Raw genomic sequence first — 16,894 nt, forward strand, 5'->3', positions numbered from 1 at the left:
ATTAGTATGGTAGTACTACATTTTATGAAGCAGACCTTCATTCGCTGTGCCGCCACGCCTTCAAAAGGGAAGCCCCACCATGCTGCTTGACCGTCTCCTGTCGCGCTTTTCCATCGGGACCAAGGTTCTCATTCTTCTGTCGCCCTTCGTCCTCAGCATTGCCGCCCTGGGCTTTTCCGGCCTCCATGCCAGCGGCACGCTGCAAAGCCGGATCGAGACTTCCAATCGCGCCATGCAGTCGCTGGGCGGGTTTCGCACCTTTTCGGAGGGGATGGAGCGCTTTCTGGCCAATCCCACCGAAGCGGCCCGCGGGGATCTGCTGCAGCGGCTGGCGACCCAGCGCCTGATCCTTCAGGATACGCTGGAGGGTGTCGACAAGGGCTCCGCCGGAGAGGCGGCGCTGACCCGCGCCGCTGCCCTCATCAATGCGGTGGATGCCCAGGTCGACACACTCTGGTCGCTCCATAGCCGGGAAGTGACGCTGGCCGGGACGATGCAAGCCATGGCCGGTGAAATCGTCGCCTCGCAGGCCGAGGTGACGGCGGGACTTTTGGCGGAAGAGCGCACGGCCAGTGCCGACCGCGATGCCCTGCTGCGGGAGATCACGCTGGCGACCCGGGCGGACGAACTGGCTCGGCGGTTGGAGGAGGTGGTCGCCCGGGCGAATGGCACGACGCCGCAAACCATCCGGTCGACCATCGAACCGCTCGTGGCCGAGATCGTTCCCCGCCGCCGCGCCCTGGCAGATGCGCTTGCCGCACGCAACAAGATCCTGGCGACAGACCTGCAGAAAGCCCTGGCTGACCTGCGGCAGGCGCTGCAAGGCGCAGGGCCGGAGGCCGATCTGCTGCGGGCGATCCAGCCGCTTGGCGGTCTGTCCGTCGCCCTGAAAACCCTGTCCAAGAATAGTCTCGAGGGCATCGGCTCGGGCGCGGCCAACCGTTCCGCGGCAACGGCGGCGACCGAGGCGATCCTGGTGGCCGGGCGGCAGTTTCAGAGTGCATCCTACCGGCTGCAGATCGTGCTCGCCGCCTTTCAGGGTGACCCTTCGCCAGACAATCTCGCCAATCTCGGCACGGAACTGGAATCCTTCCGCCGCGACCTCGGATCCTTCGTGGCCGCCGCCGCCGGAAAGCCTTTTGCCGAGGGGCTGAAGGAGCGGCTCATTCCGGCCATCGAAACCGTTGCCGGAACCAGCGCCAGCCTGAGCGAAATCGCGCGGGACCGGAAGCAGAGCTTCGCCGCAGCCACCGGAACGCTGGGCGCCATTGCCGCAGAGATCACCCGCTTTTCCGATCTGCAGAAGCAGAGTGCCTCCGACGTGGGGGCATCCACCCATCGCACCTCGCTGGGCGTCATGGCCTTCGGCATTCTCCTCTGCCTCTTTTCCGGCGTGACGCTGGTTGTGACCCTACGCGGGCCGATCGGCCGCATGAGCCAGGCCATGAAGCGTCTCGCCGGCGGCGCGATGGAAACCGCCATCGCCGGGCTGGCGCGGCGCGACGAGATCGGCGACATGGCCAGAGCCCTCGAAATCTTCAAGCAGAATGCGATCGCCAAACAGGAGGCGGACGAACGGACGGCGCGCGAACGCGCCGGGGCAGAGGCCGAGCGGCGGGACAACCTGGCGGAAAAGGCCGAAATGGACCGCCAGATCCGTATCGCCGTGGCGGATATCGGCCGGGGTCTCGAACGGCTTGCGGCGAGCGACCTCTCGACCGGCCTCGACCGGCCTTTTCACGGTCAGCTCGAAAAACTGAGAACGGATTTCAACCATTCGCTAGGCGGTCTAAAGCGGAGCATCTGTGACATCACGGCCCATAGCGGCGAGATTTCCGGACGGGCGGAGGCGATCAACGGGGCCGTCAGCGACCTGGCGAAACGCACCGAACATCAGGCCGCGGCACTGGAGGAAACGGCGGCCGCTCTGGAAGAAATCACCACCACCTCCCTGGCGACGGCCGAGAGTGCTGCGGAAGCCAATCGCGTCATGAACGAGGTGCGCGGATGTGCGGTGACCTCGGCCAGCGTGGTCGGCGAGGCCATCGAGGCCATGGGCCGGATCGAGGCGGCTTCCGGTCATATCGGGCAGATTGTCGACGTCATCGACGACATCGCCTTCCAGACCAACCTTCTTGCTCTCAATGCCGGTATCGAGGCGGCGCGGGCCGGGGGCGCGGGAAAAGGATTTGCCGTCGTGGCGCAGGAGGTACGGGAACTGGCGCAGAAATCGGCCGGTGCCGCCCGCCAGATCAAGGCGCTGATCGACCGATCCGCCGAGCAGGTGGCGGACGGCGCGCGGCTGGTGCGGGAAACCGGCCATGTGCTGGACGATATTGCGCGCCGGATCGAGGACGCGTCCCAGGGCATCGCACAGATTGCCCTTGCCAGTCACAACCAGTCCGATGCCATCCGCAATGTCGGCTCGGCGCTCGGTGCGCTCGACCACATGACCCAGCAGAATGCGGTGATGGTGGAAGAAACGTTTGCCTCCATCCGCCGCCTCGCGGGCGAGGCCGGCGAGCTCCTCTGCGTCGTCAACCGGTTCCGCTTGCCGCCGGAGGGGGAAGCAGAGGATCGACGCGAGGCGGTCTGATGTCCGCAGGCCGCAGGATTCTTGCAAAATGTAAGAAAGCGGGAAAGCCGGTGTAATCTTCGCGGTCCATAAGGTGCGTGCACTGACGGCGATCCACCGCTCCAGATGCTTGAACGGCCCGACTGAAGTTTGACCTCGTTCAGTCGGGCCTTTTTTTGCCGTGGCGCCAGCGATCTGCCCGCCGGGGCCCCTCGATCAGCTGAAGCGGCGCATCCGGCTTTCGCGCAGACCCTTGGCGCGCATCTCGGCCACCGGAAGCACCACCACCACCCGCAGGCCCGGTTTGTTGTCTTCCAGCGCCACCGAGCCCCCATGGGCCTCGATGATCGCCTTGACCAGCGCCAGGCCAAGGCCGCTTCCGCGCCGGTCCGACATATCGAGGCGCACGAATTTCTCGAAGACGGCATGACGCATATGGGCGGGAATGCCCGGACCGCGATCGGCAATCACCACCCGTGTTGCCGTCATTCCGGACTCGATGGAAACGTCAAGCCCGCTGGCGGGCCCTCCGTATCGCAGCGCATTCTCCAGAATGTTGCAAAAGGCCTGCAGCAACTGGCGACGGTCGCCGCGCACGCAAAGACCCCGGTTCGCACCGCTCCGGTCCAGTTGCCGCAAGGGAATGCGATGCAGGCACGGGGCATCGACGAGAATGGCGGCGAGGTCGTGCAATTCTCCCGGCGCGCCACACAGACCGGACCGGATGCGGGAAATGTCGAGAATCGCATCGAAGATCTCGCCCATGTCGCGAACCTGCTCGGCCACGACCTGAATCCTCCGCTTCAGGTTATGGGGGTCATTCAGATCCGACCGCGACTGGATCTCCTCCAGTTCCAGGAAAATCCGGCCCAGAGGCCGCTTCAGTTCATGGGCAATCGCCTCCTCCACGGCAATTTCCCGTCTGACCGGCCGGTCCCGCGCCAGCCCGTCCAGGCCGGGCAACCGGCGATCGACCAGCAGCGCCTCATAGGTTTCCCCCAGGGCATGGGCGAGCGCATCCCTGCCATCCTCCAGGCTATCGACGGTGTGACCGGCCGCGCCCAGTCCCTTGCGGATATAGGCGATCATCTGTCTGTCGTCTTCGACAAGAAGTATGCGCATGGCCCCTGCCCCCGGCCCCTGCCCCCGGCCCCTGCCCCCGGCTCCTGCCTGCCTCCGCTCACGACGAAAGGACCCGACTGTCCGTCAGGTCCTTTCGCTTGGCAACCGGTCTCGATCAGAAGGAGCGCTGCAGGCGGAAGTAGCCGCTGACGCTCTCGTCCTTGTTGTAGTTCAGATCGAGCGATGCGGCGAGACCATCCGTCACCTGATAGCTGGTCAGGGCGCCGACGAACCAGTTCTGGTCCCCGGCCAGGTTTTCCGAAACCTGGAATTCCGGCATGAAGGTGAGCTGCTCGGTGGCCTTGATGGAATAGGCCGCACCGACGGCCCAATGGGTGGCGCCGGTATAGATATTCTCGCCATTCGACCACAAGCCCGCGACGCTCAGCGTGCCGATACCGGCGGTGGCCGACAGGATGCCCTTGACGGCGCCCTGATCCGCATCCGTATCGTAAACGCCGATGACGGTCGCCTTCACCGGTCCGGCGCCTGCGCTGATCTGGCCTTCGATCCCGAGACCGTAGGAGGTTTCGCCCGTCTCGTCGAGACCGAGGCCGACGCCGAAGCCATCGCCTTCGTAGGTATAGGACAGGGCATTGAACTTCGCCTTGGACTTTCAGGAGGAGTTCTCGCCGATCCCCGCATCGAAATAGGTGGCGAAGTAGCCGGCCTTGAAGCCGCCGAGCTGCATATAGGCCTGATCCAGCCCGAAGGTGTTGGACGTCCCGTCGTCATTGGTCGCAACCGCTTCGACGAAGCCGACCAGCGGGCCATATTCCGTATCGCTCTTTGCGGTGAACTGGAGGTCGCCGATCGAGGTGGCGTCCCACTTGCGATCGAAGCTGGCGCTGTTGAAACCGACCTGGAAGCGAACATAACCGCCGATCTTCAGGCAGGTTTCCGTTCCGGGAATGAAGAAGAACCCGGCCCCGAACGCATCGCAGACCTTCACATATTCCGCCGGCTCCGGCTCGGCCGCAACGATTGCATCCGCCGCAAGGGCATGGACACCAGAAAGCGACAGGAGTGCTCCCGCAAGAGCGATTTTCATGTTTGACATATTCAGACCCTTCATTTCGTAGCATTCCGACACAGGAATGATCGAAGGAAGCGCCTCGAAATTTTCGCTGGAGACACGGCAAACTTACATTCCTGTAAGCGAAGCGCGCAGAACGGCGATCAACCGGTCTTGTTGCAAATCCGACACAGGGACCTGCCGGGACACGCTCGCCCGCACAGCGGAAGGCCGCGCAAAAAGAAAGCGCCCGCCCGGAGGTCCGGGCAGGCGCTTCAGGAAGGACAAAGCTGGTCGAGGGGCCGTATCAGGCCGCTTCGCGGGCTTCGACCCCGGTCGGAACCGTCGAGATCGTCTTCAGGATCTGCGAGGCGATCTGGTAGGGGCAGCCCTGCGAATTCGGGCGACGGTCTTCCAGATAGCCGCGGTAGCCATTGTTGACGAAGGAATGCGGGACACGGATGGATGCGCCGCGGTCAGCCACGCCGTAGCTGAACTGGTGGATCGAGGCGGTTTCGTGCTTGCCGGTCAGGCGCATGTGATTGTCGGGACCGTAGACGGCGATGTGGTCTTCGCGCGCATGGGCGAAGGCACCCATCAGCGCTTCGAAGTAAGCCTTGCCGCCCACTTCGCGCATGTGCTTGGTCGAGAAGTTGGCATGCATGCCGGAGCCGTTCCAGTCGGTGTCGCCGAGCGGCTTGCAGTGATACTCGATGTCGATGCCGTATTTTTCGGTCAGGCGCTGCAGCAGGTAGCGGGCGATCCAGATTTCGTCGGCAGCGCGCTTGGAGCCCTTGCCGAATACCTGGAATTCCCACTGGCCCTTGGCGACCTCGGCATTGATGCCCTCATGGTTGATGCCGGCGGCGAGGCAGATGTCGAGATGTTCCTCGACGATCTTGCGCGCGATGTCGCCGACGTTCGAATAGCCGACGCCGGTGTAATAGGGGCCCTGCGGCGCGGGGAAGCCGGTTTCCGGGAAGCCGAGGGGACGGCCGTTCTTGTAGAAGAAATATTCCTGCTCGAAGCCGAACCAGGCGTCCTCGTCATCCATGATCGTGGCGCGGGAATTGGACGGATGCGGGGTCTTGCCATCCGGCATCATGACTTCACACAGCACCAGCACCCCGTTCTTGCGCTCGCTGTCGGGATAGACCGCGACCGGCTTCAGGACGCAATCGGAATTGCTGCCCTCGGCCTGCTGGGTGGACGAACCGTCGAAGCCCCACAGCGGCAGGTCTTCCAGTTTCGGGAAGGACTCGAATGCCTTCACGAGCGTCTTGCCGCGCAGGTTCGGGGTCGGCTTGTAGCCATCGAGCCAGATATATTCGAGCTTGAATTTCTGCATGCTGATAGTCCTGTTCCTAATCAATGAGGATGACGTGCTTTTCGATCGGCAAGGGAATGCAATCGCCGTGCCAGTCTGGAGGCGCGCTTCGGCCCATCGCAGCGAAGAGTTTGCACAAAAAACAGGCACGGCCTGCCGCTATTGCGGGCAGTGCCTGCCTAATGAGCGGAGTCTTGCGGTGCAGCGCCCATCGGCGACCGCGCAGCGAGGAGTTCTCGATGGTCCCGACGTCAGGCGGCACCCGTCCAGGGGGAAGCCGGAGCCCGGCTCAGGTCGCGGAGGCAACCACGCGGTTGCGCCCTTCGCGCTTGGCCCGGTAGAGGGCCTTGTCCGCCCGGGAAACCAGCGAACCGAAGCTTTCTTCGGCCGCAAACGAGACCGCCGCGCCGATGCTGGCGGTGACGCCGATGGCGGCATCCTCGAAGGTAAAAGCGCTTCCATTGACCGCATGAAGCAGCCGTTCACCCAGCGCGCGGGCCGCGTCCAGCGAGGCGCCTTCGACGATCAGCGCGAATTCCTCTCCCCCGAGGCGGGCCAGACAATGGGACGCGTCCAGCCGTTCGCCGCAGCGCCGGGCAAATTCGGCAAGCACGAAATCGCCCGCGCTATGGCCGAAATTGTCGTTCACCGCCTTGAAGTGGTCGATGTCGAGCATCAGCAGCGCGAGCGTCGCGCCGGGCGTTCCCGCAACCCGGGCATGCACCTGCTCGGCCCTTTCGAAAAAGCAGCGCCGGTTGAGAAGCCCGGTGAGGGAATCCGTATTGGCCAGTCGCTCCAGCTCTTCCGCATAGGCCCGCTCCCGGGTGACATCGATATAGAGGTTGACGTGGAACTTGCCGATCGCGCGATGACGGAACTGCACGCGCCGTTCCGTGCCGCTGGCGGTCCTGACGGTGAGGTCGAAGGGGGTCATTTCGCGATTCTGCTCGCGCGCCTCGGCAATGGCCCGATACCAGCTGGACCGGGCATATTCGCGATAGTCGGGGTCGGGATAGACCAGCCGCCACCAGTCCTCGATGGTGGCGATTTCATCCTGGGAATAGCCGAAAAGCTCCTTGAAGGTGGAATTGGCGAACTGGATCTGGTCGTCCGCGGCCGCGATCTCGAAGCCGAAGGGCATCCAGTTCAGCATCGACATCACGTCTTCCTGCCATCCGGCCAGCGCAATCGTGCCTTGCGGCGGCGCATCGGTGAAGGTGAAGAGGCGCAGCAGTTCGCCGTGGATGGCGAGCTTGGTCACCTGCACCGCCAGGGGGCGCTCCTGCTCCTGAACCAGGGCGCGAATGATGAATGGTTCGCCGGGCTGTCCCACCGGCGCATTGTTCCAGATCTGTGACAGCATGGCGGCGGCTTCCGGCCCGACCAGCGCCTCGATCGGCAGACCCGCATCCGGTTCGTTGCCCAGCCCGAAGAAGGCCCGCGCGCTCAGATTGGTCCGGCGCACCTGCAGGCAGGCCTTTTCGACGAGCACCAGCGGCGCGCCCACGCAGCCCATCCAGAAATCCAGCTCTTCGGCGGACCGGTCATAGGCGGCCGTCTCCGCCCCGGCGGGCAGGGGTGCAGGTTTTTGCGAAAACGGCGGGGTCATGCACTGTCCTTGCTGCTTGAATGGATCTGCCACTCGGGAAACACCCTTGACCGGCACCTTGTTGCGTCACGTCTTCGCCCGGGGCTCAGGGCACGGCCTGAGCGGGCATCTCCCGCAGTCCACGCCTGTTGCGCACCGTTCTTCTGTACGGTCGGGTGCCGACCCTCCCTGCCTCATGCAAACCGGTCATGGCGCGCCGTCCGGGAGAGATAGGGCAGCAGTTGCGCTGCCGACATGGGTCTGGCGTAGTGATAGCCCTGCGCCACGGCGCAGCCCAGCGCCTGGATCAGGGCCGCCTGTTCGGCGGTCTCGATGCCCTCGGCCACGGTGCCCAGACCCAGATCGCCGCTCATGGAGACGAGCGCCCGGATGATCGCCAGATCGCTCGGCTTGCTCGGCAGATCCTGCACGAAGCTGCGGTCGATCTTCAGCGTGGTCAGCGGATAGCGTTGCAGGGAGCTGAGCGAGGCGAAGCCGGTGCCGAAATCGTCGAAGGCAATGCCCACGCCCAGCGCGCGAAGCCGGGCCAGCGCGTCGAGCGAGCGGCCATCGTCGTTGAGGGCAATGGTTTCGGTGACCTCCACTTCCAGCAGCGAAGGCACGAGCCCCTCGGCCTCCAGCGCGGCAGAAACCTTCTGCACGAGGCCGGGCGCGCGCACCTGCGCGGCGAAGAGATTGACACCCATGCGGATGTCCGGATGCCCGGCGGCCCGCAAGGCCGCCAGTTGCCGGCAGGCGTGCTCGAGCGTCCACCAGCCGATGTCCAGCGCCAGCGAACTCTGCTCGGCCGCGGGCAGGAAGGCATGGGGCGGCAGGAGACCCCGCTCGGGGTGATTCCAGCGAATGAGCGCCTCCAGACCGATCACCCGTCCGTCGAGAAGCGAGACCTGCGGCTGAAAGTAAAGCTCGAGCTCGCCGAAGCGGAGCGCCCGGCGCAGCTCGTCGCAGGTATCGCGCAGCACCCGGGTTTCGTTGCGCATGGTGTCGCTGTAGAGGCAGCTCGTCTGGCGGCCGGCCGCACGGGCCCGGTGCCGGGCAAAATCCGCACAGGCAATGGCCTCCTCCGGCCCGGACCCCGCCACCGACGTCAGCAGATAGCCGACGCTGGCGGTCAGTTCGAAGGAAAGATCGGCCACGTCCACGGGCGTGGAAAAGCTGTCGAGCAGGGCGTCGGCCTGGTGCTGGGCGGCGCGGGCATCGTCCATGTCGGGAACCAGGATGGCAAATTCGTCGGCGCCGAACCGGGCCACCTGCGCGCCCGTTTTCAGCAGATAGGGAAGCCGGACCCCGACGGCCTGGAGGATGGCATCTCCCACCGCATGTCCATGCATGTCGTTGATTTCACTGAAACCGTTGAGATTGAGCACGAAGAGCCCGGCCGCCGCGCCCGAGGCCATGGTGTCCCGCAGCAGCTCGGTGAAGCGGTGGCGATTGTGCAGCCCCGTCAGCGTATCCACGCTGGCAAGGCGCAGCAACCGGTTGTCCCGCTCGCGCTTCTCGGTGATGTCGGTGATGATGGCGCCGGCACACATGCCCTCTCCGGTGCGCCAGACCGACAGGGTGATCTCGATCGGAAACTCCACGTCTCCCTTCTTCACCGCGGGAACCTCGACGGTGCGGCCGCCCAGGTTGAGCTCGGCGCCCGCCGCCGCCCGGGCAAAGCCCTTGGTATGGGCACTGCGCAGCCGCTCCGGAATGATCATCGCCACCGGTTTTCCGATCATCTCCTCGCGGCTGTAGCCGAACAGGGAGAGCACGGACGGATTGGCATAGACGATGTGGCCGGTCTGGTCGATGGCGAGAATGGCAAGCCGGGTCGCTTCGGCAAAATTGGCCGTTATGGCCGCGTCACCGCCGCTGCCCGCAAGAAGAGGGACGTCTGACTTTCCGCCGAGACCTTCCGTTTTTCTGCCCATGACACTCCCGGGGAGACAAGAAGCATTCGCATTTTCACCATAGAACATGAAATTACTGAAATTACACTGAAAGACCATCCAGTTCTTTGAAAAAACTGCACCGGTCAATTTCCGGTATCCATGGCGAAACTTGCAGTTGTCGTCAGCGGGGCGTTTTGACCTTCAGCCCGGCAGGAAGGCGGCCAGGAGGGCTGCCGCAGAGCTGAAGCCCATGAAGCCGTAGAGGGGCAGTGCCAGGCGGGGCCCCACACCGCGCAGGCCGAGGAAATCCAGGATGATCAGCCGGGATTTCACGAGCGTCATGATCAGGATCACGACCAGCACCAGGGCCGGCAGCGGGCCTTGCTTCCACTGCGACGCCAGAAGGGCCGCGACGGTGCCGAGGGCGAGTATCCAGTTTCCGCTGGCAAAGAGAATGTCACGGGTCTTGGTTTTCATGGGATCAGCTCAGATAGAGGAGGGGGAAGAGAGCAAGCCAGACCAGATCGGTCACATGCCAGAGGGCGGCCACCCGGCGGGTATCGCCCGAGCCGGGACGGAAGGCGAGAAGCAGCAGCAATCCAGCGAGAAAGACCACATGCGCCAGATGATAGCCGGTCAGCATGACATAGGACTGGAAGAAGGTTTCCGCGCCCTTCAGGCTCGCAATCGCCCATTCCTGCCGGTATTCGACGATCTTCAGCACGACGAAGGCGAAGCCGAGGCCGCTGGCGGTCACGAGATGCAGGCGGCGGAAGAAGGGCAGCACGCCCTCCTGCACCGCCAGAGCGGCAAACCAGCCCGAGAGCAGCAGGATGACCGTATTGAGGCCGGCGAGACGGCTGGACAGCAGGCTGCGGCCGGCTGCAAATCCGGCAGGGTCCATCACCGACTGCACTGCGAAAGCGCCGATCAGGGCGGCGAAGATCAGAAGTTCTCCCCAGACGAGTATCCACATCAGCAGATCGCCCGCGCCTTCCGCCTGTTCCCCGTTCCGTTCCGTATAGGCCATGCTCTTCTCCCCGCCGATGCGATGGGTCCGTTCGATGCCGTTACCCTAGAGGGCGCCGGAGCGCCCTACTTTGCGTTTTCGCAAACTGGAACGAGAGGCCGCGCGCCCGCGTGGGGCGGGAGACGGGCGGCACGCGGGCAGCCGGAGCGGCAATTGCCGCCCGCAAGCCTTTCATCCGGCGCCGCATCTCCTTATATCCTCTCCGGAAGAATCCCGCGGGCATCGAAAAGGAGAGCCGGATGAGCGTCGCCTTCGTCAAGGAAGAGAGTGCGGAAACCGCCGCCGAGACCCAGCTGCCGGATCGCCCCGTGTCGCCCCATCCCAATCTGGTCACGGAAGAGGGGCTGAAAGGGCTGCAAGCGCAGCTCGAAGAGGCGCAGAAAGCCTATGCCGCAGCCAATGGCGTGGAGGATGTCAACGAACGGCGACGGCTGACCGCCTCGCCGTTGCGCGACATCCGCTATTTTTCCGAACGCCTGCGCACCGCCGAGCTCAGGGCTGCGCCCGCTTCGGCCGACACGGTCGCCTTCGGCAGCACCGTCACCTTTGCCCGGGACGACGGACGCGTCCAGACCTACCGCATCGTCGGCGAGGATGAGGCCGATCCGAAGACGGGGTCGATTTCCTATGTCGCGCCGGTGGCCCGGCTGCTGGCCGGCAAGGCCGTGGGCGACGTGGTCACCTTCGGGCAGCACGAACTGGAAATCCTGTCGATCGCCTGAGCCGACCCCAAGCCCGATCCCTCGCGACGGGGCGCCGCCCGCCCTTTTCCCCGCCCTTGCAGCGATGCCTGTTGAGTTATCGGGATAAAAGTAGTCCAATATTCCTCCGAATGATCAAGACGCGATACAGCATGTCCCCAGCCAGCCAGTCAGACCTGTTTGATCTTTCCCCGATTGCCATGTGGATCGAGGATTTCAGTGCGGTACAGGCGCTGTTTGCCGAATGGCGCGCAGAGGGGGTGGAAGACATCCGCGCCTATCTCTCCGCCGACCGGGCGCGCGTGGCCGCCTGTTCGTCCCGCATCCGCGTACTGGCGGTGAACCGCAAGACGCTGGAGCTCTTCGAGGCCCGCGATCTCGCCCATCTGACGGACAATCTCGGTCAGGTCTTCCGCGACGACATGCTGCACAACCACATCAACGAACTGGCGGAGCTGTTCGAGGGCCGGCATGCCTTTTCCTCCACCACGGTCAATTACACCCTCACGGGCCGGCGACTGGACATCCAGCTGCGGGGTACGGTCATGCCCGGCCATGAAGCCTCGCTCGAGCGGGTGCTGCTGACCACCGAGGACATGACCGAGCGGGAGAATGCCCGGCGCGCCGAGCGGGAGCAGCGGCTGCTGGCCGAAGGCATTTTCGAACATTCGCCCATCTCGCTGTGGATCGAGGATTTCAGCCGGGTAAAGGCGCTGATCGATGCGATCCGCAGCCGCGGCATCCTGGATTTCCGCACCTTCATGGATGTGCATCCCGAATTCGTGCGGCAATGCATGAGCGAGATCCGGGTGATCGACGTGAACCGGGCGACGCTCGACCTGTTCGGCGCTCCCGACCGGATGACCCTGCTTCTGCGCCTCGGCGACATCTTCCGCGACGGCATGGAAAAGCCGTTCCGCGAGCAGCTGACCGACCTGTGGAACGGCTCGCTGGTGCATCATCGCGAGGTGGTCAACTATGCGCTGGATGGTGGGGAGCGGCATCTGCTGCTGCATTTTTCCGTTTTTCCCGGCCATGAGGCGGACTGGTCGCGGGTGCAGGTGGCCCTGACCGACATCACCGCCCGCAAGAAGGCCGAAGCCTATCTGGAATATCTGGGCAAGCATGACGTGCTCACCAAGCTGTATAACCGCGCATTCTATGTGGAGGAGGTCAACCGGCTGGAGCGGAGCGTGATCCGCCCCGTATCGGCCGCGATCATCGATCTCAACGGGCTGAAGGACATGAACGACCGGCTGGGCCATGCGGCAGGCGACGGGTTGCTGCAGCGGCTCGGCGAAATCCTGAACGGCGCGGTCTCGGCGCCCAGCCACGCGGCCCGCATCGGCGGCGACGAATTTGCGATCCTCATGCCCGGGGCGGACGAAAAGGCCATGGCCGCCCTGCTGGATACGCTGCGGGAACTGCTGAAGATCAACAACCAGTTCTATTCGAGCTGCCCGCTGAGCCTTGCGGTGGGCACGGCCACCACCGGCCCCGGGGAAAGCATCGAATCGATCCTCCGCCGGGCGGATGCCGCCATGTACGAGGACAAGAAGGCCCATTACGAAACGCTGCGGAACGGCCAGGACTGAACGCCGGCCGGCCCTCGGGCATTTCCCGGAAAAGCGACGACAAGAGCTAGAGCCGGTCGCGGCGGCGGTTGCTGCGGCGGGTGCCGTCCATGAAGCCGGGCGGCTTCTTGCGCACCCATTGCACGAAGGTCTGGATATCCGGATGCTCCAGCAGGGCTTCCGCCGAGGCATACCGGTTTTCCAGCTCGCTTTCGGAAAAGAGCGCGTGGATCTGCCGGTGGCAGATGCGGTGCAGCGTGGCCGTCACCTTGCCGCCGCGACTTTTCGGCACGAGATGATGCTCGTCCCGCTGGTCCGGTGGAATGTCCCGGCCGCAGAGCGGACAGATCACCGGCGCCGGCTGCTCATACCAGGACGTGACGTCCTGCCTGTGCTTGCGAACCATGGAAACCCTTGGGGCTGAACGCTTCGGGGAAAGGACGGTCACGCCCGTCCGCAGGCAAAGATAGGCAGGACAGGCCGGTCCGGCAAGGCGGCGGCCGCTCAGGAGGCGGGCGACAGCCCCTCCAGAAGCCGCCGCATGGCCGCGGCCGTGCCGGCATCGGCCGGATAGAAGCTTTCGATCACCACGCCCGCCAGCGTGATGTCCTCCGCCGTGCCGAAAACGGTGGTGGTGCCGAGGAATTCCAGCGGGCCTTCCGGGCTCGACAGACGGAGCGGAATGGCAATGCCCTGCCCCGCCACCGGGTGGGCCGGCCCGGCAGTTCCTCCGGCCGGTGGCCGGTAGGCGGCAATTTCCTCCTTCAGCGCGATCACCACCCGGTCGGCGCAGGCCTCGATATCCCGGGCCAGCCGCGCCAGAATATGGCTCCGCCATTCCCGGTAGTTGAGGATGCGGGGCGCCAGCCCTTCCGGGTGCAGGCTGAGGCGGAGCACGTTGACCGGCGGTTTGAGCAGATGGGGCGCTACCCCCGCCAGCAAGGGACCGATCGCCGCATTGGCCGACAGCAGCGTCCAGTGCCGGTCGACGGCAAGGGAGGGATGGGGCTCCGTCGCGGCGAGGATCTGCGCGATGATTGAGAGCGCCTCCTGCAGCTCCGGCGCCGACAGCGATCGCTCCCGATAGGCCGGGGCAAAGCCCGCCGCCCGCAGGAAGGCGTTGCGCTCGGCAAGCGGCACGCCGAGATGATCGGTCAACCGCAGCACCATGTCCCGGCTCGGCCGCGAACGGCCCGATTCGAGAAAGCTCAGATGGCGCTGGGAGATCTCCACATCCACGGCCAGCGCCAGCTGGCTGAAGCGTCTGCGGGTGCGCCACTCCCGGAGGAGGCCGCCGAACTGTTGCATATCCGTGTCCATCGCCCTGTCTCGCTCTCCGGCTGTCTTCATTCAATTACCTAGCAGGTAATCGACCCCAGAACAAAACCGGTGGACCATGCCTCCATTGCCGGCAACACACCCCCCCTCCTGCTGAAAGGTTCAGACCATGATCACCGCGCTCACCACCCTTCCCCTGAAAATCCTGCTGCGGATCGATGCCGCCACCTGCCTCGGCATGGGGCTTGCCCTGGTCGCGGCCTCCGGCCCGATCGGGACCCTGATCGGCCTGCCTGCGGCCCTGCTGTTCTGGGCCGGCGCCGCGCTTCTGCCGATTGGAGGCTTCATGCTGCTGACGGCCGCCGCAGCCCGGCCCCCCGCCCTGTCCGTCGCCCTGATCCTTCTCGGCAATCTCGGCTGGGCGGTCGCCAGTATCGCCCTCCCCCTTGCCGGGCTGATCGCGCCGAATCCGATGGGCTATGCCTTCCTGGTGCTGCAGGCCGGCGCCGTGCTGGTGCTGACGGAGCTGGAATATGGCGCCATCCGCCGCTCCCGCGCGGCGGCTGCCTGAGGCAGGCATGCGCGACCCTTTGAGGCGGCCGGCGACCACCGGCCGCCCTTTCGCCGTTCGCCCTCGCCGCCGCTGGACAGGTCCCAGCGAATGCCCTAGCTTAAAAGAGAATTGATGATTCTTTTTTGGAGGTTCGGATGACGGTAAGCGATAGGGAACGGCTGGACGAGGTCCTGCCACTGGTCGCGCTGGACGCCACGGCGCAGGCCGAGGCGGTGCGGGCGGGTCGGCTGCGGCCTGCCGATCTCGTGGAGGCGGCCCTTGTCCGGCTGGACCGCATGAACCCTCTGGTCAATGCGCTTAGCTTCGACGGGCGGGCGCTTCTGGCCGACGCTTTGTCCCGCACGCCCGGCAAGGGCCCTTTCGAGGGCGTGCCGGTGCTGATCAAGGATCTCCTGGCATGGCCCGGCCAGAGGCTGGGGCTCGGGTCCCGCCTTCTCGGCGATTACCGGCCGGAGACGGGTTCGCCCTATAGCGAGGCGCTGGCGCGGGCGGGTCTGGTGGTGATCGGCAAGAGCACCACGTCGGAATTCGGGCTGCTCGGCACCACCGAAACGCTGGCCTGCGGAGCGACCCGCAATCCCTCCGATCTCTCCCGGTCGACGGGCGGCTCCTCCGGCGGTGCCGTGGCGGCTGTGGCCTCCGGCATCGTGCCGGTCGCCCATGCGTCCGATGGCGGCGGATCGATTCGCGGTCCGGCATCGCTGTCCGGTCTCTTCGGCTTCAAGCCCAGCCGGGGGCGGACCCTGCCCGCCGGTATGCCGGAAGATGCGCCGCTTGCCGGCATTCTTGCCGACCATTGCGTCAGCCGCTCGGTGCGCGACAGCGCGACCTGGCTTTCCGTCACCGAACGGCCGGACCTCGCCGCCCCCCTGCCGGACTGGCAGCGCCTGCAGGCCGAGCCGCTGCCGCCCCTGACCATCGGCTACCATCGCCGCGACTGCTGGGGAGAGGAACCGGAGCCGGATGCGGCCGCCGCGCTCGAGAGGACGGTCGGCCTGCTGGAAGCGATGGGGCATCGGCTCGTTCCCGTCAGCGGACCGCAATTCGATGCGGCGCGTGCCGCCGCCGCCGTCTTCGACCTCATGGCCTTCTCGACCGCCGGCATGGTCGGGATGATCGCGCCCGGCCTGCCCGACGCGGCGGCGGCGGATCTTCTCGAACCCTACACGCTCCATCTGATCCGCCACGGGGCGGCCCTGCCGCCGGCCCGGATTTCCGAGGCGCTTGCGGATATGGAGGCGGCTGGCCAGCAGGCGCTCGCGGCCCTGGCCGGGCTGGACATGCTGCTGTCGCCGACCGTTCCCTTCCTCGCCTTTCCGCTTGGCCTCCATGGTCCGCAGGCCTCGCCGGAGGTGCTGCGCCGGCATTTCGAACGGAGCGCGGGCTATACGGCCCCCGCCTCGCTGGCGGGCCAGCCGGCCATGTCCGTGCCGCTCTACCGGAATGCGGCAGGCCTTCCCGCGGGCAGTCATTTTTCCGCCTGGCCGGGGCAGGATGCAGCGCTTTTCCGGCTTGCCTTCGCGCTGGAAACCGCCGCACCCTGGGACGCTGGAATCATCCGGCAGATCGGGAGGCTTGCGTGGTCCAGGTCCTGAAGGACGAATTGCGGGAGCGGATCCTCGAAGCGGCCGGCAGCGTGTTCGCGGAGGCGGGCTTTCGCGCGGCGCGGATTTCCGACATCGCGGCGCGGGCGGGCACCAGCGCCAGCAATGTCTACAAATATGTGAAGGACAAGGCAGACCTGTTCGACCAGGTGGTGCCCGCAGGGAAAGTGGACGAGCATGGCCGCCTGCTGCGTGAGCGTCTGGCCGAGTTTTCGCTGCGGGCGGACTGGCAGGCCCTCGATGCCCGGCGCTCGGACCGGGCGGCCGGGCTTCTCAGCTTCTGGATGGAAAACCGCCATCTCTCGGCAATCCTGCTCGCCCGCGCGGAGGACACGCCTTTCGCCTCGATCCGGCAGGAGGCCATAGCGGAGATGACGGAGGAAGCGATGCGGGACCGCCCGAAGGAAGCGGCCCTGCGCTTCGTTCTCACCCAGATCTTCACCCGCACGCTCGACACGCTGGCCGCCATTCTGCGGGAGCATGCCGAACCCGCGGAGATAGAGGCGGCCATTGCCTGTTTCTGGCGCTTCCAGCTGGCCGGCCTGCATGGCCTGCTCGCCCCGGCGGCCGAGGGCCGTCCCTAGCGTCCAGCCCTCGGAGGCTTCCCG

General features: G+C 65.5%; 14 protein-coding genes and 1 pseudogene. 6 read left to right on the top strand and 9 right to left on the bottom strand.

From position 1 onward, the window contains the following. Window positions 1–79: 79 nt before the first annotated feature. Window positions 80–2,596, top strand: a complete 2,517-nt coding sequence (locus ACT54B_RS20450; protein WP_476047669.1) for a methyl-accepting chemotaxis protein — start codon at window positions 80–82, stop codon at window positions 2,594–2,596. 195 nt (window positions 2,597–2,791) lie between these two features. Here ACT54B_RS20450 and ACT54B_RS20455 read toward each other — a convergent pair whose 3' ends face one another. The 7 genes and pseudogenes from ACT54B_RS20455 to ACT54B_RS20485 all read right to left on the bottom strand — a co-directional run bounded on the left by ACT54B_RS20455 (window position 2,792) and on the right by ACT54B_RS20485 (window position 10,555). Next, window positions 2,792–3,697 (bottom strand): hybrid sensor histidine kinase/response regulator, encoded by a 906-nt coding sequence (locus ACT54B_RS20455; RefSeq protein WP_476047671.1) that lies wholly within the window; start codon window positions 3,695–3,697, stop codon window positions 2,792–2,794. 115 nt (window positions 3,698–3,812) lie between these two features. Then, window positions 3,813–4,772, bottom strand: a pseudogene (locus ACT54B_RS20460) (porin). A gap of 247 nt (window positions 4,773–5,019) precedes the next feature. Beyond that, window positions 5,020–6,060, bottom strand: coding sequence for a glutamine synthetase beta-grasp domain-containing protein (locus tag ACT54B_RS20465; protein ID WP_476047673.1), 1,041 nt, complete (start codon window positions 6,058–6,060; stop codon window positions 5,020–5,022). A 268-nt stretch (window positions 6,061–6,328) separates the two neighbouring features. Then, window positions 6,329–7,648: a GGDEF domain-containing protein gene (locus ACT54B_RS20470; protein WP_476047674.1), complete on the bottom strand. Its 1,320-nt coding sequence runs from the start codon at window positions 7,646–7,648 to the stop codon at window positions 6,329–6,331. 173 nt (window positions 7,649–7,821) lie between these two features. After that, a complete protein-coding gene (locus ACT54B_RS20475) occupies window positions 7,822–9,564 on the bottom strand; it encodes a putative bifunctional diguanylate cyclase/phosphodiesterase (RefSeq protein ID WP_476047676.1) in 1,743 nt (580 codons plus the stop codon). 162 nt (window positions 9,565–9,726) lie between these two features. Continuing rightward, on the bottom strand, window positions 9,727–10,002 hold the full coding sequence (locus tag ACT54B_RS20480; RefSeq protein ID WP_476047678.1) for a cytochrome C oxidase subunit IV family protein: 276 nt from the start codon (window positions 10,000–10,002) through the stop codon (window positions 9,727–9,729). A gap of 4 nt (window positions 10,003–10,006) precedes the next feature. Beyond that, window positions 10,007–10,555 carry a cytochrome c oxidase subunit 3 family protein gene (locus ACT54B_RS20485; RefSeq protein ID WP_476047680.1) on the bottom strand — a complete coding sequence of 183 codons (549 nt, stop codon included), beginning with the start codon at window positions 10,553–10,555 and terminating at the stop codon, window positions 10,007–10,009. A gap of 239 nt (window positions 10,556–10,794) precedes the next feature. Here ACT54B_RS20485 and greA point away from each other — a divergent pair, with 239 nt between their 5' ends. Both greA and ACT54B_RS20495 read left to right on the top strand, forming a co-directional pair. Continuing rightward, on the top strand, window positions 10,795–11,277 hold the full coding sequence (gene greA, locus ACT54B_RS20490; protein WP_476047682.1) for a transcription elongation factor GreA: 483 nt from the start codon (window positions 10,795–10,797) through the stop codon (window positions 11,275–11,277). A 131-nt stretch (window positions 11,278–11,408) separates the two neighbouring features. Continuing rightward, entirely contained in the window at window positions 11,409–12,851 is a 1,443-nt protein-coding gene (locus ACT54B_RS20495) for a sensor domain-containing diguanylate cyclase (RefSeq protein WP_476047683.1), read from the top strand. A 46-nt stretch (window positions 12,852–12,897) separates the two neighbouring features. Here the strand turns inward: ACT54B_RS20495 and ACT54B_RS20500 are convergent, their stop codons facing one another. Further along, entirely contained in the window at window positions 12,898–13,236 is a 339-nt protein-coding gene (locus ACT54B_RS20500) for an HNH endonuclease (RefSeq protein ID WP_476047684.1), read from the bottom strand. A gap of 98 nt (window positions 13,237–13,334) precedes the next feature. Further along, window positions 13,335–14,150 (bottom strand): helix-turn-helix domain-containing protein, encoded by an 816-nt coding sequence (locus ACT54B_RS20505; protein ID WP_476047754.1) that lies wholly within the window; start codon window positions 14,148–14,150, stop codon window positions 13,335–13,337. Between the two features lie 127 nt (window positions 14,151–14,277). Between ACT54B_RS20505 and ACT54B_RS20510 the strand changes: the two genes are divergently transcribed. The 3 genes from ACT54B_RS20510 (at window position 14,278) to ACT54B_RS20520 (ending at window position 16,870) form a co-directional block, all read left to right on the top strand. Next, window positions 14,278–14,679, top strand: coding sequence for a hypothetical protein (locus tag ACT54B_RS20510; protein ID WP_476047685.1), 402 nt, complete (start codon window positions 14,278–14,280; stop codon window positions 14,677–14,679). Between the two features lie 137 nt (window positions 14,680–14,816). Beyond that, entirely contained in the window at window positions 14,817–16,277 is a 1,461-nt protein-coding gene (locus ACT54B_RS20515; RefSeq protein WP_476047686.1) for an amidase, read from the top strand. Beyond that, on the top strand, window positions 16,262–16,870 hold the full coding sequence (locus ACT54B_RS20520; RefSeq protein ID WP_476047687.1) for a TetR/AcrR family transcriptional regulator: 609 nt from the start codon (window positions 16,262–16,264) through the stop codon (window positions 16,868–16,870). Before ACT54B_RS20515 ends, ACT54B_RS20520 begins: the two co-directional genes overlap by 16 nt. Window positions 16,871–16,894: the final 24 nt, after the last annotated feature.

The organism is Gellertiella sp. DMC107 (assembly GCF_056313605.1).

Excerpts from the sequence above, each read along its gene's own strand:
- ACT54B_RS20450 (WP_476047669.1), top strand. The coding sequence starts at position 80 with ATGCTGCTTGACCGTCTCCTGTCGCGCTTTTCCATCGGGACCAAGGTT.
- ACT54B_RS20455 (WP_476047671.1), bottom strand. The coding sequence starts at position 3,697 with ATGCGCATACTTCTTGTCGAAGACGACAGACAGATGATCGCCTATATC.
- ACT54B_RS20465 (WP_476047673.1), bottom strand. The coding sequence starts at position 6,060 with ATGCAGAAATTCAAGCTCGAATATATCTGGCTCGATGGCTACAAGCCG.
- ACT54B_RS20470 (WP_476047674.1), bottom strand. The coding sequence starts at position 7,648 with ATGACCCCGCCGTTTTCGCAAAAACCTGCACCCCTGCCCGCCGGGGCG.
- ACT54B_RS20475 (WP_476047676.1), bottom strand. The coding sequence starts at position 9,564 with ATGGGCAGAAAAACGGAAGGTCTCGGCGGAAAGTCAGACGTCCCTCTT.
- ACT54B_RS20480 (WP_476047678.1), bottom strand. The coding sequence starts at position 10,002 with ATGAAAACCAAGACCCGTGACATTCTCTTTGCCAGCGGAAACTGGATA.
- ACT54B_RS20485 (WP_476047680.1), bottom strand. The coding sequence starts at position 10,555 with ATGGCCTATACGGAACGGAACGGGGAACAGGCGGAAGGCGCGGGCGAT.
- greA (WP_476047682.1), top strand. The coding sequence starts at position 10,795 with ATGAGCGTCGCCTTCGTCAAGGAAGAGAGTGCGGAAACCGCCGCCGAG.
- ACT54B_RS20495 (WP_476047683.1), top strand. The coding sequence starts at position 11,409 with ATGTCCCCAGCCAGCCAGTCAGACCTGTTTGATCTTTCCCCGATTGCC.
- ACT54B_RS20500 (WP_476047684.1), bottom strand. The coding sequence starts at position 13,236 with ATGGTTCGCAAGCACAGGCAGGACGTCACGTCCTGGTATGAGCAGCCG.
- ACT54B_RS20505 (WP_476047754.1), bottom strand. The coding sequence starts at position 14,150 with ATGGACACGGATATGCAACAGTTCGGCGGCCTCCTCCGGGAGTGGCGC.
- ACT54B_RS20510 (WP_476047685.1), top strand. The coding sequence starts at position 14,278 with ATGATCACCGCGCTCACCACCCTTCCCCTGAAAATCCTGCTGCGGATC.
- ACT54B_RS20515 (WP_476047686.1), top strand. The coding sequence starts at position 14,817 with ATGACGGTAAGCGATAGGGAACGGCTGGACGAGGTCCTGCCACTGGTC.